Source organism: Mesorhizobium sp. RIZ17 (assembly GCF_051127865.1).
Classification (GTDB): Bacteria; Pseudomonadota; Alphaproteobacteria; order Rhizobiales; family Rhizobiaceae; genus Mesorhizobium; species Mesorhizobium humile.
Genome location: NZ_CP147861.1, coordinates 5855049 through 5869690 on the forward strand (window position 1 = coordinate 5855049; position 14642 = coordinate 5869690).

The 14642-nt window shown below is 61.4% G+C and carries 20 protein-coding genes; 10 read left to right on the top strand and 10 right to left on the bottom strand.

The window, feature by feature from the left end; all coding sequences use genetic code 11:
• Window positions 1-128: 128 nt before the first annotated feature.
• From WDX12_RS28500 to WDX12_RS28520, 5 genes are all read right to left on the bottom strand, one after another.
• On the bottom strand, window positions 129-308 hold the full coding sequence (locus WDX12_RS28500; protein WP_434722829.1) for a hypothetical protein: 180 nt from the start codon (window positions 306-308) through the stop codon (window positions 129-131).
• A 373-nt stretch (window positions 309-681) separates the two neighbouring features.
• Window positions 682-969: a DUF6522 family protein gene (locus WDX12_RS28505; RefSeq protein WP_434722830.1), complete on the bottom strand. Its 288-nt coding sequence runs from the start codon at window positions 967-969 to the stop codon at window positions 682-684.
• A 289-nt stretch (window positions 970-1258) separates the two neighbouring features.
• Window positions 1259-1513 (bottom strand): hypothetical protein, encoded by a 255-nt coding sequence (locus WDX12_RS28510; protein ID WP_434722831.1) that lies wholly within the window; start codon window positions 1511-1513, stop codon window positions 1259-1261.
• Between the two features lies 1 nt (window position 1514).
• Window positions 1515-1853 carry a metal-sulfur cluster assembly factor gene (locus WDX12_RS28515; RefSeq protein WP_434722832.1) on the bottom strand — a complete coding sequence of 113 codons (339 nt, stop codon included), beginning with the start codon at window positions 1851-1853 and terminating at the stop codon, window positions 1515-1517.
• A gap of 63 nt (window positions 1854-1916) precedes the next feature.
• Window positions 1917-2174: a DUF2249 domain-containing protein gene (locus WDX12_RS28520; RefSeq protein ID WP_434722833.1), complete on the bottom strand. Its 258-nt coding sequence runs from the start codon at window positions 2172-2174 to the stop codon at window positions 1917-1919.
• 241 nt (window positions 2175-2415) lie between these two features.
• On the opposite strand from WDX12_RS28520, the gene WDX12_RS28525 reads away from it, so the two are divergent.
• The 4 genes from WDX12_RS28525 to fdxA all read left to right on the top strand — a co-directional run bounded on the left by WDX12_RS28525 (window position 2416) and on the right by fdxA (window position 3834).
• On the top strand, window positions 2416-2844 hold the full coding sequence (locus WDX12_RS28525) for an RrF2 family transcriptional regulator (RefSeq protein ID WP_434722834.1): 429 nt from the start codon (window positions 2416-2418) through the stop codon (window positions 2842-2844).
• Window positions 2845-2945: 101 nt separating this feature from the next.
• A complete protein-coding gene (locus WDX12_RS28530; RefSeq protein WP_434722835.1) occupies window positions 2946-3176 on the top strand; it encodes a hypothetical protein in 231 nt (76 codons plus the stop codon).
• A complete protein-coding gene (locus WDX12_RS28535) occupies window positions 3170-3406 on the top strand; it encodes a hypothetical protein (protein ID WP_434722836.1) in 237 nt (78 codons plus the stop codon). Before WDX12_RS28530 ends, WDX12_RS28535 begins: the two co-directional genes overlap by 7 nt.
• An 89-nt stretch (window positions 3407-3495) precedes the next feature.
• Complete coding sequence (gene fdxA / locus WDX12_RS28540) at window positions 3496-3834, top strand: ferredoxin FdxA (protein WP_434722837.1); 339 nt, start codon at window positions 3496-3498, stop codon at window positions 3832-3834.
• Between the two features lie 430 nt (window positions 3835-4264).
• Here fdxA and WDX12_RS28545 read toward each other — a convergent pair whose 3' ends face one another.
• Window positions 4265-5422, bottom strand: coding sequence for an NnrS family protein (locus tag WDX12_RS28545; protein ID WP_434722838.1), 1158 nt, complete (start codon window positions 5420-5422; stop codon window positions 4265-4267).
• Window positions 5423-5635: 213 nt separating this feature from the next.
• Here WDX12_RS28545 and WDX12_RS28550 point away from each other — a divergent pair, with 213 nt between their 5' ends.
• The gene (locus tag WDX12_RS28550; RefSeq protein WP_434722839.1) at window positions 5636-6022 is read left to right on the top strand and encodes a hypothetical protein; all 387 of its coding nucleotides are present in this window, start codon (window positions 5636-5638) and stop codon (window positions 6020-6022) included.
• 355 nt (window positions 6023-6377) lie between these two features.
• Here the strand turns inward: WDX12_RS28550 and WDX12_RS28555 are convergent, their stop codons facing one another.
• Genes WDX12_RS28555 through WDX12_RS28565 form a run of 3 tightly spaced genes read right to left on the bottom strand, consistent with a single transcriptional unit; the run spans window position 6378 to window position 8755 of the window.
• Window positions 6378-6632: a DUF2249 domain-containing protein gene (locus WDX12_RS28555; protein ID WP_434722840.1), complete on the bottom strand. Its 255-nt coding sequence runs from the start codon at window positions 6630-6632 to the stop codon at window positions 6378-6380.
• 36 nt (window positions 6633-6668) lie between these two features.
• Window positions 6669-7250: a UbiX family flavin prenyltransferase gene (locus WDX12_RS28560; protein ID WP_434722841.1), complete on the bottom strand. Its 582-nt coding sequence runs from the start codon at window positions 7248-7250 to the stop codon at window positions 6669-6671.
• A complete protein-coding gene (locus WDX12_RS28565) occupies window positions 7247-8755 on the bottom strand; it encodes a UbiD family decarboxylase (RefSeq protein WP_434722842.1) in 1509 nt (502 codons plus the stop codon). Before WDX12_RS28565 ends, WDX12_RS28560 begins: the two co-directional genes overlap by 4 nt.
• A 654-nt stretch (window positions 8756-9409) precedes the next feature.
• Between WDX12_RS28565 and ubiT the strand changes: the two genes are divergently transcribed.
• Genes ubiT through mog form a run of 4 tightly spaced genes read left to right on the top strand, consistent with a single transcriptional unit; the run spans window position 9410 to window position 12368 of the window.
• Window positions 9410-9955 carry a ubiquinone anaerobic biosynthesis accessory factor UbiT gene (gene ubiT / locus WDX12_RS28570; protein ID WP_434722843.1) on the top strand — a complete coding sequence of 182 codons (546 nt, stop codon included), beginning with the start codon at window positions 9410-9412 and terminating at the stop codon, window positions 9953-9955.
• Window positions 9952-10950 carry a ubiquinone anaerobic biosynthesis protein UbiU gene (gene ubiU, locus WDX12_RS28575; RefSeq protein WP_434722844.1) on the top strand — a complete coding sequence of 333 codons (999 nt, stop codon included), beginning with the start codon at window positions 9952-9954 and terminating at the stop codon, window positions 10948-10950. The genes ubiT and ubiU overlap by 4 nt, the downstream gene beginning before the upstream one ends.
• A 4-nt stretch (window positions 10951-10954) precedes the next feature.
• Window positions 10955-11854, top strand: coding sequence for a ubiquinone anaerobic biosynthesis protein UbiV (ubiV, locus tag WDX12_RS28580; protein ID WP_434722845.1), 900 nt, complete (start codon window positions 10955-10957; stop codon window positions 11852-11854).
• Between the two features lie 7 nt (window positions 11855-11861).
• Window positions 11862-12368: a molybdopterin adenylyltransferase gene (gene mog / locus WDX12_RS28585; protein ID WP_434722846.1), complete on the top strand. Its 507-nt coding sequence runs from the start codon at window positions 11862-11864 to the stop codon at window positions 12366-12368.
• Window positions 12369-12375: 7 nt separating this feature from the next.
• Here mog and WDX12_RS28590 read toward each other — a convergent pair whose 3' ends face one another.
• Window positions 12376-13548 carry an NnrS family protein gene (locus WDX12_RS28590; protein WP_434725724.1) on the bottom strand — a complete coding sequence of 391 codons (1173 nt, stop codon included), beginning with the start codon at window positions 13546-13548 and terminating at the stop codon, window positions 12376-12378.
• 243 nt (window positions 13549-13791) lie between these two features.
• Here WDX12_RS28590 and WDX12_RS28595 point away from each other — a divergent pair, with 243 nt between their 5' ends.
• Entirely contained in the window at window positions 13792-14496 is a 705-nt protein-coding gene (locus WDX12_RS28595; protein ID WP_434722847.1) for a Crp/Fnr family transcriptional regulator, read from the top strand.
• The last annotated feature ends 146 nt before the right edge of the window (window positions 14497-14642 follow it).

A 14642-nucleotide genomic window follows, 5' to 3' on the forward strand; every position in this document is an offset into this window, starting at 1 on the left:
GCCTCGCTTAGGCAACTTCGCCAACGCACCCAGTCGATAGCCAATGTAGGTCATCAGGGCCACCACCCCTACTGCCCAGTACAAGGGTTGCCCCGGAAGGCCGACCCCGTAGAATTCGAGGTGGCTGCCTATGCGTTTCCTTCGGCGATTATTGCGCTGGCCTGTTCGGCCAGAATGCCTCCCGGCACAGGCCTTCCATCCAGGGTTTGAATCAAGCTGATGCCCGGAAGCCCAAGTATCGCAAGCCCGAGCAGGGCGAACATTACTGTTGATGCAGCGGGCAGAACCCAGTTTCTGATGAGGAGCATAGCTTTCCCCCCGGAACGATTGAGTGACCATAGCCGGAATCGCACACATCGAAAACTATTTCACAAATCCGCCGACCAGACCCACCCCGTTCTTCTCGAATGCCCGGTGGCGGTGGCCGACGAGACTTGGCTTGGCGCTCATGATATCGGTCCTGCAAGACGCGCCCCTGGCGACAAGGAGGAAACCTCCCGCATCTGGATGCATGCCGAGCGGCGCCGGGTCTCGGCAAAGCCTGGCTGCGAAGGCCAAGTCTGGTTGAATTGCTCGACGATGTTGAGGGAGCGGTCTTCGACTGAATGGCAACCGATCGCTTCGAACTTCATTCGCTGCAACCTATCGAGCGGATCTCCGGGTTGTCCCGCAATCTTGCGGCTATTCGCCCGCGCGGTGCAATTGACGCGGCAGAGCAGCTTGCCCAAAGTCGATGCTGGAGCGCCGCGTCACCCGTCCCGCGGAGTCGATATTCAGGCGCGCGCGACGATTCCCATAGAAGAAGGTCAGTCGATACTGCCCCACGTGCTCGCCGATTCCCCGTTCGCAGAAGGACGTAATCTGCTTTGTCCTCAGCAGCGAATGCACCGCAGTTGGCTCGAGACGCAGCAGATCCGCAAGCAGTCTTGCGTCTACGAGGATGTCGTCCGTGCCGATCTCGACTTGCATCCGTCCGCTCGCGAACCAGAACGCCTTTGATGAAGCGTGGCCGACGCCACAATGAATCCTTGCCAGATGACTGACCGTAATCAATCCCACGACATCGTCGCAAGGATCGGCGTGTCAGACTAGCCAGGCAACGACAAGCATGCCGACCACGATCAGTACGAGGCCGCCGACAAGCATGGGCAGCAGCGAGCTTTCGTGTTGCATATCCGGTCCTTGGTCAGGTCCGTCCATATGAATCGCTCCTCGGTTTGACGGTTGTCCACTTCCGGCGAAGGCGCGATGGTCGCCTCTACCGCTCCTCCCACCGCACCTGGCTGCTCAAACGGTGCAGAAGCGCGTTGAATTTCCGCCATTGGACGGGGTTGGCTCGGCGCAGCACGGCGCAGGCCGTCCCGGCCGCCCGGCAGGCGGCATCGGCTTGTCCGGCCTTCGCCAGAATCTCGAGGCTGCCGACCAGAAGGTCCGCCAGCGCGGCCACCTGATTGTCGCCGCCGCTAGGCTGAGCAGCGCCCGACTCGGTCGTCCTGATCCGGCCTGCGCCCATGTCACCACTCCTCGCTGTCTGCGATGCCGAGGTGCTCCTTCGCGGGCGCGCTCATCTTCTGTGGCGACCAGGGCGGTTCATAGGTCAGGGTGACATCGACGAATTCGACCCCCGGAACGCTCCACGCGGCATCGCGGGCACCCTCTTTCAGGTAATTGGTGGCAGGGCAGCCGCGGGTCGTGGTGGTCATCACGATGTTGACGACACCGCCGGCATTGACCAGGACGGCGTAGACGAGCCCAAGGTCAACGATGTTGTAGCCGAGTTCCGGATCGATCACGAGGCGAAGCGCTACCTTGACCTTCTCGTCGTCCAGCTGCGATTCCGCTCCAACGGTCACGTCACTTCCCCTGCCAGATCGCCGCCCGCGCGACAGTTCGCGGGCGGCTTGTCCCGCCGCGCCTCACGCAGCTTTCAAAAGACGGCCGATCTCGACGCGCCAGATCGTCGGTCCCCGCTCCAAATAGGTCCATGAGAACTGCTGCGGATGTTCGGCCTCAAGCTGGTAGTAGAGAGGCTTTGGATCGTGATCGTTGACGAGAACGAACTTCCCGCCGGGCGCAAGCTGGTCGACAAGCTCGAAGATCTTCTGGTGCCTCTGCATCGGCACCAGGGTGCGGACATCTACTACGTTGATTTCTGCGTCTGTCGCGTGCGCCATTGAACTATTCCTTTGATAACGGTGATGCGCGGAAGCGGTCCGGCCGCGGGCCGCCGCCGTGCGCGGGAGACAATTTGCGTTGCGTCTCTGAGCGCGGATACTTGACGCAAAAAGATACATTGTCAATATATGTTTTAGCCCCCTCCCCGATCGTTCGAAAAGCGCAGCCTTGCAAAAGATGCCTCCCCGGCGCATGTTTCTGACATTGACGACGAGACGGGATCGGAGTGAGAGGTTTTGAATGCGCCTGACGGACTTCTCTGATTATTCGCTTCGCCTGCTCATGTTTGCGGCGGCCAAGGGCGACCGGCTGATCACGATCGAGGAAACCGCTCATGTTTACGGAATTTCGCGCTCTCACCTGATGAAGGTGGCCAACCTGCTGACACGCGCCGGCTTCCTGAAGGCGGTGCGCGGCCGCTCCGGCGGTCTGGCGCTGGCCAGGGCACCGGAGCGGATCAAGCTTGGCGATGTGCTGCGGGCAACAGAGCCCGACTTCGCGTTGGTCGAGTGTTTCAGGAGCGGGAACAGCTGCATTATCACACCCCGTTGCCGCCTGCGCGGCATGCTGAGGGAGGCGCTCGCCGCTTTCTCAGGCACGCTTGACCGATACACCTTGGCTGACCTTCTGCTTAGTCCCGAGGATTTCGGAATTCAGCCAGCGGCATAGCGACCGTCGGCAAACCGCTTCACCGCGTCGCACCCAGAGCCACTTGCCGATCCGTTCCCTAAAACATACATCTACAGTGCATCTTTTAGGGATCGACCCCAGTGATCCACCTGTCATTTGCCGCCCGGGCCCTGCATGTCCTGCGAAGCCGGTTGCGTGCCCGAGCCCTGCCGACGATCGCCCTGTCGCGCCAAGAACGGCTTGGCCTGATCTTCTCGGCCATCGAGCGATGCGGGACCGATTGCCCGGCTTACGCAATCTGGGCGCTGGAACTGTACACGTATCAGGCCGCGTCGGTCCCGGAAATGTCCGAAAGGAGACTGTCATGCTGAGCAATTCCCACGATTTCATCCGGCCGGCCGATGAAGCCGAGCGCGCCCGCCTCGAATCCCTGGTTCGCGGGGACTACGATCGGTGCCACCCCGGTGAAACCTTCGACGACATGAAGCGTCGGCTCTCATTTTCCGAAGAGGATCAAGGCCTCTATCGCGACTGGATGGCCCTTGCCGCGGCGCGGGCCGAAACTATCCGGACATCGGGGCCGAAATCGATCGCCGCCTGAGGCTTCTGCTACCGAGCGATACCGGAACCGCGAGCTGTAACAGCCCGAAACCACGCGCAGCCGCGCCGCACATCGAAGAGGCGGACAACATGGCCTACGTCGTCACCGACAACTGCATCAAATGCAAATACATGGATTGCGTTGAAGTGTGCCCGGTGGACTGCTTCTACGATGGCGAGAACATGCTCGTCATACACCCCGACGAATGCATCGACTGCGGCGTATGCGTCCCCGAATGTCCGGCGGAGGCGATCTTGCCCGACACGGACCTGCCCGCAACGTCGGCATGGCTCGCACTCAATCATCAGTACGCGTCGTCCTGGCCCAACATAACGCGCAGGAAGACACCGCCCGCCGATGCTGATGCCTGGAATGGGGTGCCAGGAAAGTTCGACGCGCATTTCAGCAGCGAGCCTGGCGATGAATAGCCAGTGGCAGGCGCTTCTGGCATCCCTCGCAGGGTCAAGACTGGGGATGATTGCTTTCATTTGATTCAGATCAACGCATTCCCTCCGGTCGCGCGGCTTCCTGAACTCGTCTTGGAATGGAGATCGAATGTGCCAACCGATAGTTTGATGGTCGTCGCGCCCTTGGCCGCCTTTGCATTAGTCCTGGCCGCGCTGGGCTATGCTTCTTTCCTTGAAGCACGTCCCCTACCCAAACCCCGCTTTGTCCTGGTCAAGTTGGATGCGCCAGGGAAGCCTCGCCAGAACGGTGCAGCCAGACACCTGAACCATCGGGTATGAAACGACGGGAGTAACCCAGAACCTTCCGAAAGGGCGATCTGTGTCTCGGTCCTGCATCGACAGGGCCCGCAACTGGCTTCCGCCTTCTTGGGGGTTGTTGCAAGGATTCGTCTCATAGCCTCGGAATGAGCATCCTGCGGAAAGCCCACAGAAACAGGCCGAAGGCGACAACCCACAAACTGCCTGAAAGGCCCGTCAAAGGTGCTGCATAACTCGGCAGCAATTCGACCAACAGACGCGACAGGCAACAAATCGTCATGGCTACGAACGCTCCAGTCGCGGGAACCGAGGTCGCAAACGCGCGGCGGCTGTGCTTGCGGATCATGCTCGCCATGATAGCGAGAGCCATCGTACCAATGGCGCCGATCGTCCAGGCATGAACGGCAGCCGCCTGCCCCAGGCTCGCAGGCTTTAAGATGTGGATCGCCAGAAGTCCAAAGCCCACGACGATCCAGCCATATCCGATATGAAGAGCGAGAACGGTCGACGAGACCCGGCTTCGCCAGATGCTCCATTGGGCGGCGCGTATCACTTGGCTGCAGGCTGCCAAAGCGCAGGCAGCGCCGCTTAGTTGCGCCTGCGGCGCAACAACCCACAGGCCTAGGGCACATGCTGCCACAACCCCTGCCACCCCCTCCACGAGCGCGAAACGATTGAAGGCGATCCGGCCGCCGGCGGCCTCGGCGTAGGCCACCGTCAGTGCCGGCACGACCCGTCCCCCTATGATCATGACGAGGCCGATGATCGAAGCCAGCCCAAGACGCAGAGCAAATTCCACTTGGTACGACGCTGCGGCGAGCACGTTGCCACCGCAAAAGACGAGCAGCAGAGCCAGTACCTTCAGGTTGCGGCGGTCGCGGGCAGCGACCACCCGTCCGGCTGCGATAACGAAAAGGGCGAGCACGAAGAGAGCCGCGAGGGCAAGCCCGACCGAATGCGACAGGAACAAGAAAGTCGCTTGACCAGCCAGCGAGAGAGCTACCAGCAACCGCGTGGTGAGCGGCGACACTTCACGGCGACCCGTCCATCGGGGGAGCGCCGTCAAGAGGAAACCAGTCAGGATGGCCGGAATCATTTCGAACAGGAGCACGTCGCGATGCCAATCGCCGGGAGAAATCCCGGTCGAGTCAGCGGCTCGTATCCCGAACACCGACGGCAGCCAGACCGCCGCGCCCACAATCGCGTCCAACCCGGCGATGAGAAAGAATGGCCGAAACGGCGCCGGCATCCGCTTCACCTCGAGGGCGGGCGTGCTCTCACCTGTATCCATGCAACCATTCCTCTTAGAGGATGACCGACACAACATCCTCGTTCGCGAGCCCGCGACGAGAAGGATCAGTTGGAAGGAGATACCGTCGGCGATCGACGTCGGTATTTGCTCCAGCGCAAACAGGCTTCAAAATGATCGGCTAAACTCAAGAATGCCTTTTTCAAGACTGCCATCGCCAATCAGAAGCAGGTCCAACGGCCTGAATTGCCTCAGATGAAGCCCATCGGTCCAGTGAGCGGTAACGAAGAGCGCCCTCGGCGCTTCATCGACATCGCTGTTGTCAGTCGCTTGGCGGCGGTGATCAAGGAAACCCAACTCGAATGCGAATGCAAATCCAGGCTCGACGAGGCGCTGGCGCGATTTGCAGCTCTGGAAATCCGGCGAGCGGCGCGCGAACATCTCGCCAACGCCCGCAGTCAACGCGAGCGGATCGAAGCCATCCTCTTCTTCCTACAAGATCTCGATGAAATTGGCGCGGCTGAACGGGATCGCAGCGTCTACCTGGATGTCGCGCTTCTGTTCGACGACATAGCGAACACAGCCAGGGAAGGCGCTTTCTCGATGCGGCAACTCAGCCAAACCGCACTGGTTGGCCCCTAAGCGTCTCGGCCTCGCGCTGCCGCAAAAATGATCGAAATCAAACCCGTCATGAGAGTTGAGCGCATACTGTCCGAATGTGGGAGAGAATCCTTAGCGCGCCATTTTCCCGTATACTGGAACTAGCGGTTCTGGACGAGGACGGCGCGCACTCGCTCGTTTTCCCTTGCGAAAGGACTCCGGAAGGCTGGAGGCACGCCATAACTGGAATGATTGTCGACATCAGGCCAACCCACTGGCGCGACTGGATTGAGCAAGATCATTCGGGAGCGGTTCACTGAGCGCTGCTTTTGCGGTTCTAAATCCCACGGTAGATGAGCACCCGCGTCGCTGAATGAGCGCTTCGTCGATTTCGACATCACCGCGCGGATTCAGGCCTCCCTATTTCGACCAGCCAATCCGGCGGCCCCGCTTCAAGACAAGTCCACACGTAATCGTCAGGAAAAAACGCCTCGAACTGACGCTTGAGCGTTTCGGGATCGAAATCAAGAACAACAGTGAATGTCTGGCCCGGCCTCAGTCCGTCGAACATCGACAGGACGGCAGACCGTTTCCTTTCGGCAGGAAGCCTTCGAACATCGTATGCCGTAGCCTTCGGTATCTGCAAATCCATTGCGATCCTCGCTTGCTGAGCAATCCGTCTGAACGACTAACCGACAGCGACCTTTTCGCCCCACCGCGTCAGCTTGCTGCCCGGATCCACGCCCGCCCAGCCAATCAGCCGGGCAGCCATCTCGACCACCATTTCCTCGATCGAGGCGAGCTTGACATAGAATGGCGGCACCGGCGGTGCTATGACCGCTCCCATCCTTGCCAGCCTCAACATCGCGTCGAGGTGCCCTTCGTGGAGGGGCGCCTCGCGCGGGGCGATGACCAGCCGACGCTTCTCCTTCAAGACGACATCGGCAGCCCTGGTCACGAGGTTGTCGCCCAATCCGTGCGCCATCGCCGCTAAGGTCCGCATGGAACATGGCACGACGATCATGCCATCCGTTCTGAACGAGCCGCTGGCAATCGGCGCCGCCAGGTTCTCGTGCGAATGCGCGTGGTTGGCGACAGAGGTCAACTGGGCGAGGCCATCGGCGCCAAGCTCATGAGCGATGGTCATGCGCGCGCCTTTCGAGATGACGAGATGCGTCTCCACCCCTGCCCTGACCAGCTGGCGTATGGTTTCGAGGGCGAGCACGGAGCCGGATGCACCCGTAACGCCGACAATCATCCGTTTGGTCATCTTTGCCCCCGGGCGGTCGTTTGAACAAAAATCTCGTTCCATCGCTGCGAAACCTGCTCCTCGACTTGAGCCGTCATCTTCAGCTCCTTTCCCCATTCGCGGGAGGTCTCGGATCCGATCTTGCGCGTCGCGTCGAACCCGACCTTTCCGCCAAGCCCGTCGATCGGCGAGGCAAAATCCAGATGGTCGATCGGGGTCCGGTCCACCTGCATCAGGTCGCGCGAGGGATCCATGCGCGTGGCGAGCGCCCACATCACGTCCGCCCATGATCGAATGTCGATGTCGCCATCGACCACGATAACCATCTTTGTCATCGAGAATTGCGGCAGCAGGGACCAGAAGCCCATCATCACCCGCCTCGCCTGCCCAGGGTATTTCTTGGCGATCGAGATGACCGCAATCCTGTAGGAACAGGCTTCGGGCGGAAGCCACACGTCGACGATTTCCGGTATCTGCTGGCGCAGGAGCGGCTTGTACACGTCGAGCAGCGCATCGCCGAGGACGGAGGGCTCGTCGGGCGCGCGCCCGGTGAACGTTGTCAGATAGTTCGCCCCGTCGCGGACACGAACGCGCTTGAGGCTGAAGACGGGGTATTGTTCCGGCGCGTTGTAGTATCCGGTATGGTCCCCAAAAGGCCCCTCTTGCGCCGTTTCCGTTGGAGAGACGACACCCTCCAGCACGATTTCCGCACTGGCGGGCGCGCGAAGCATTATGCTCTTGCACGGTGCCAATCCGACCCTGCGATTGTTGATCATCCCTGACAGCGCCAACTCAGACACGCCTTCAGGCGCCGGCATGACCGACGCTATCAAGGTGGCGGGATCCGCCCCGATGACGACCGCCACCGGCATCGGAAGGTTCCTTGCCTGCCACAGGCGATGGTGCATGGCCCCGCCTCGCATGGGCAGCCATCGTATGATCGCACGGTCGCGGCCGAGCACCTGCATCCGGTATATGCCCAGATTGTACGTGCTCGGGTCGTCCGCACCAGGCGGGCGGGTGATGACGACGGGCCACGTAATCAACGGGCCGGCATCTCCCGGCCAACAGGTCTGGACGGGAAGCAGCGAGAAGTCCACGTCGGCATCGCTCCAACTCGTGGGAGGCGAGACGATCTTCGGCCGCGCAACAAGTGCGCTTCGCGCAGCAGGCAGCATCGTCCGGGCTTGACGGAGGGATTGCGGCACCTGAGGCGACCGCATCCAGGCAAGCAGCGCGCCAAGGGTCTCCAGCCCGTGGAGGTCGGTGCCCAAGCCCCAAGCTACGCGCTGCCGGGTGCCAAAGAGGTTCGTGACCACCGGAAAGGCCAACCTGCGGCCGCCGCCGTCGACAGGCGCGGTCAGGCGAAGCGCCGGGCCTTCCGTGGCGATCACCCGCTTATGTATCTCGGTCAATTCATGGAATGTCGAAACCGGGGCCCGAATTTCCGTCAGTTCGCCGTTGCGATCCAGCCACGAGAGGAATGAGGAGAGGTCTGAAAACGATGGTAAGCAACGATGATGCATGGCGAGTATCCGGCTCGACCGGGTAGTCGGCCAGCGCTTTTGCCATCGGGGCCGCGGGAGAACTTTGCGCTAGCGCAAAGACCGATCGAATTATCGCCCCTATCAAACAAGTGCCGAACAACTCGGCGCACGGTTACCGACGGCGAACATGCGGGCCGTGTCGGGTCAGCTAGAGGGTTTTCAGATGGCCGGCGATCTAATCAGCGAGACTCTCGAAGCATGCCGGTCGGTGATCACTGGATTCAAGGACCAACGACGCAGCTGGGCAGCGAGAAGGGAATTTTGGGCGCTCGGTCTGGACGAATGCACGCGCATCCTTGATGACATCGGTCTAACGCCAAGCGAATTCGACAGCGCCATGCGTCGGCCCTACGGCTCTGAAGACTTGCTTCATTCGGCTATGGAATCACTTGGCCTTGACACGCAAAGTTTTCATTCACGGGCAACGCCCCGGAACAGGTCAATGTCGCGAACATGCATTGCGTGCCCGCAACGCCGTCGGTGCCACGACCATGTCGCCGCCTTGGATTTCGAACGCCATTATCGGGATTTCTGCCCCAACAGAGACAACTTTGCAGAGCTACTCGACGAAAGGCGCAACACCCTGTCCGTCGTGAGACCCGCGTGAGAGATGCTCAGGGACTCGGCGCGCAAATGCCGGGAAACACCGAGGCAAGGTTGCCGTCGGTCGTTCGCCATCTTTTCCCGACCTTTGCCGGACTGCCCCTTGGGCTGCTGCTGACGCAGTCCCTGCGCTCGCTGGCCAGGCGGGAACCTCGACTGTTCGAGCGTCTCGGCGAACACCGCTCCGCCCGGTATTTCATCGACCCCACTGATCTTGCCTTCGCATTTACCGTGGTGCCGGACGGAGACCGCTCCGTCGTCCGGGTCGTAAGGAAGAGCGAGACCGCGACATCAAGCGTCCTGATCAGGGGACCTCTTCTGACGCTGCTGAGCCTGCTCGACGGCACACTGGACGGCGACGCGCTTTTCTTCAGCCGGGTCATATCGATCAGCGGGCGCACCGAAGCGGTGCTCGCCCTGAGGAACACCATAGAGGACGCCGAGCTTCGCCCGGCGGATCTGCTCGGGCTGCGCGGCCACCTGGCCCGTCTCGTCGACGCGGGGGTTCTCGGGGCTTTGAACGTCGCACGCCAGATATCCGATCGGAATCCTGCACGCGAAGGGCCCGATGCATGACGAACACACGCATGGAACTCGTCTGCCCGGCCGGTACCCCCGCAACCTTGAGGGCAGCCGTCCAGGCAGGTGCGGATTCAGTCTATTGCGGATTTCGCGACGAAACGAATGCCCGGAATTTCCCGGGCCTCAACTTTTCCGCAGACGAACTGGCCGAGGGCGCGCGCTTCGCGCATGGTCACGGCAGCAAGGTTCTGGTCGCCATCAACACTTTCGCGCGGGTCAACGATGTCGACCTGTGGCGGAAGGCGGCGGACACGGCAGCCGAATGCGGCGCAGATGCCATCATCGCGGCCGACATCGCCGTCCTCGATCACGTGGCTAAGAACCACAAGCAGGTTCGTCTTCATCTCTCCGTGCAGGCCGCGGCCGCGACACCGGAGGCAATCGGATTCTATGCAGCCAGTTTCGGCATCCGTCGCGTGGTGCTGCCGCGTGTGCTTTCGGTTCAGGAGATCGTGGCGCTCAACCGTGCGATCGAAGTGGAAACGGAAGCATTCGTGTTCGGGGGGCTTTGCGTGATGATCGAGGGCCGATGCTACCTGTCTTCGTACGCGACGGGAAAATCGCCAAATCTGAACGGCGTCTGCTCGCCACCCGAAATGGTGAGTTACGACGACGAGCCGAACGGCACGGCAGCTCGGCTTTCAGGGTTCACGATCGACCGCTATGAGCGAAGCGAACCGGTGGGTTACCCTACCCTGTGCAAGGGCAAATTCAAGGCCGGCGGCAAGACCTCTTATCTGTTCGAAGATCCCGTCAGCCTGAACGCCGGCGGGATGATTGCCGGGCTGAAAGCCGCAGGCGTAACCGCCTTGAAGATCGAAGGACGCCAGCGTGGCAAAGGCTACGTCACGGAAGTGGTCCGCGCCTTCCGAAAGGCCGTTGACGCCGTCGAGCAAGGTGGCGACGCGATCGAGATCGATCGGATTCTTGCTGGCCAGTCGGAAGGTTCCAGGCAGACGGCAGGCGCGTACAGCAAGAAGTGGAGATAGCACCGTGTCTGGAATTGCGTTGACGCTTGGGCCCGTCTTCTTCCATTGGTCGCCCGAACGCCTCTCGGATTTCTACCGCAGGATAGCGGACGAGGCTCCGATCGACCGGGTCCACGTCGGCGAGGTGGTCTGCGGAAAGCGGATGCCGTTTTCGGATCCCGCGTGGCCCGAGATCATCGAACGCCTGGAGCGCGCGGGAAAGGAAGTGGTGCTGTCAACGCTGGCGGCGCCCGCCACCCCTCGGGAACGCAGAAGCATCGAAGACCTCTGCGCTGACGACAGGCTGATCGAAATCAACGATGTCACAGCCCTGCCATCCCGTTCCGGCAAACCCTTCGTCGTCGGCCCGTTCCTGAACGTCTACAACGAGGCTTCCGCGCAGTTCCTGATCCAACGCGGCGCCCGAACCATATGCCCGCCGGTGGAATTGTCGCTTGCAGCCATTGGCGATCTGGCCCGCTCATGTCCCGAGGCGGAGTTCGAGATCTTCGCCTTTGGCCGACTGCCGCTTGCGCTCTCGGGCCGATGTTACCACGCGCGCATCCACGGCCTTCACAAGGACTCATGCCAGTTCACCTGTGAAAGGGACCCGGACGGTCTAGCGGTCGACACCCTCGACGGTCAGCAGTTCCTCGCGATCAATGGCGTGCAGACCCTCTCCAACCAAGTGCAGGCCTTCTGCCCCGCGCCAGCCGATCTCGCCTCCAGAGGCGTGCCGCGCGTCCGTCTTTCTCCGCATACGTGCGACATGGTCGAGGTGGCAAGAACCTATAGAGCCCTTGCCGACGGAACGGAGGATGCCAAGGCTGCCCGCTTTATCCTTTCCTGCCTCGACCTGCCGGGCACGCTCGTCGACGGGTACGCCCATGCCAAGCCTGGTTGGCAAGCAGCAGCTTCGGTCTGAACGAAGAATGACCCGGATCGCAATCGTCACGGTGTCGGACCGCGCTAGTCGCGGCGAATACGAAGATCTTGGCGGTCCTGCCGTCGAACGCTGGCTTCGCCGCGTAGTGGCATCGCCATGCGACTTCATCCGTCGGATAGTTCCCGACGGCCTGGAAAGCGTTCGGGATCTGCTCATCGAGCTTTGCGACCAGAGCGGGGCCGATCTGATCCTTACAACGGGAGGAACAGGCCCCTCTCCGAGGGATCTCACCCCCGAAGCCATGCAGCAGGTCATCACCAAGGAGTTGCCCGGCTTTGGCGAGCTCATGCGACAGGCCAGCTTGAGGCAAGTGCGCACGGCCATCCTTTCGCGTCAGACTGCGGGAGTGCGCGGCAGTTCGCTGATCATTAACCTGCCCGGAAAACCGTCCTCGATCGACGTGTGCCTGAACGCCGTCTTTCCGGCCGTGCCATATTGCCTCGAACTGATCGGCGCAGGATCAATCGCAGCGGATACCGCGATGTTCGAATGATCCCGCCCTAGCGCGGGCGAATGAGCATGCCGCCGAAAACCGCCACGTAGCCGAGGAAAGCTACCGCCCATGCGACACCCGACAAATAGATCAGGATCTCTTGCGCCGGAGCAAAGGCTGCCGCGATCCGCAAGGCGGCCGCGAGCAGGATTGCGAAGTAGATTGCGCGTGTTCCGAAGCTTGCTTGCAGCTCGCGTCCCGTGTGCCCCAAAGTTGCACGGCTCATGATCGCCACGGTCATGCACCCGACAGCGCCCACCCCGAACGCATGCGCGCCGGCGGCCGTGGGGACCATCTCCGGAACAATGGCAGCCAGACCGCTCAGCAGAAGGCCGACCGGCACGAAAACAAAGCTGAGATGCAGCATCAATACCAATGGGTCGCGCAAGGTGCGGTCTCCGGCCCAGCGGAGAAGCCGTATTGCGTTGAACGCCGCGGCCGCGATCAGCAACAGGCCCGTCCCGGCCGTGACGGGAAGGAACGTCCATGCTGCAAGCGCGACCACCGACAGCGCGATCGTTACCGTATCGAAACGGCCAGAAGGAACCGGCAGGCGTCCTGGATTCTCGCGAACCAGCCAGTTGCGGGTGAAGCTGGGGATGATGCGGCCGCCGATGATCATGATCAGGACGATGGCCGCGCCGATCCCGAGCCTACGGCTTATGTCCGAAATGCCGTGGAAATGCGCCTCGGCATGAAATGCCACGTTCGCGGCAAACAGGACAGCCACGGGAAGCAGCACCTTCAAGTTCCGCCAGTTGCGCCCGACGACGATCTCGATGCCGGCAGCGACAATGACCGCAAGCAGAAACGCGCAATCCAGCCCTGCGGCGGCTTTCCACCCGATCAGCGAGGAGAAGGACACCGCCGTGCGTCCGGCCAGCCAGACGACGACGAGCGCCAGCAAGGGAAGTCCTTGTACCGGCAGCCTGCCGGTCCAGTTCGGAATCGCAGTCAGCAGGAACCCAGTCATGATTGCCGCCAGGTATCCGTACAGCATTTCGTGAATGTGCCAGTCCACGGGAGCGAAGGCGCTGAAGATCGACAGCCGGCCGTAAAATAGCGGGAGCCAGAAGAGAACCGCACCGCCTGCGTAGAACGAGCCGAGCAGGAAGAATGGCCTGAAGCCGTAGGAGAGTATGGCCGGATATCTTCCCGGCCGTGTCCGTGGGGTCGCCATGCTGCCATTCCGATCATTTGCCGGGTGGCCTTTGGAGCCGCCGACCGCTGCTTTCTCGCTTTGAGCGCCGTTGCGGTGGCTCATACGCCAGGCATTGCTGGCAAACTTTGCCGTGGCGCAAACAAGCCACTAATCGGGAAAAAAAGCCGCAGCGCGAGTCGCTTGCTGCGCTCTGCAGGACTGTGACATGGTGACTATCGAGGGCGACGCCTACGAAAGTAGAGGAGACGAAAGGAGCATCACTTGAGCCGTCTCGATCGCTCTTTGATCGCTGGCCTGTCTCTCTTCCAGGGCATGGCGCCGTCAGACCTGGAACGAATCCTCGATAGGGCCCGGTCGTTGCGGATTCCCAGGGACCAGACCATTTTCGAGCAGGAGGGCGAGGCGCAGTCCTTTTTCCTCCTGCTGGACGGGCACGTCCGCGTCGTCAAAACCACCCAGGACGGACAGGTGATCATAGTCCGCTACATCAGCCCCGGCGAATTGATGGGCATCGCGCACGCGCTGGGCCGTACTACATATCCGGCCAGCGCCATCGCGGCCGTCGATTGCGTGGTCCTGGCCTGGCCTGGCGGCCTCTGGTCGGAGTTCGCCGCTGCCTTCCCGGATTTCGCGGCCAACACCTACAAGACCGTTGGCAGCAGGCTGCAGGACGCACACAACCGCGTCATCCAACTGTCGACCGAGCAGGTGGACCGACGCGTCGCTCACGCGTTGCTAAAGCTCGTCAAACAGACGGGAAAGCAGACGGAAGAAGGCCTGCTGATCGATTTTCCGATTTCTCGCCAGGATATAGCCGAGATGACGGGGACCACGCTTCACACCGTAAGCCGGTTGCTCACGGCCTGGGAGGAGAAAGGCCTGGTCAAGAGCGGCCGCCAGAAAGTGACCGTAGTGAAGGCGCATCAGTTGCTTCTGCTTGCGGAAGGCCCTCAGCAGAAGGAATAGGTCGGCCCCAGGGAGGGACCCACTTTCGGGTTCTGTGTAAAGCCCAAACGATCCTTGGTGTAGCCACTCATGATCCCGTGTGGCCTGACATCGACAAAATCTCGAGCAAGCGGATTCCGGACGCAACACAAAGGATTGGCCACCCG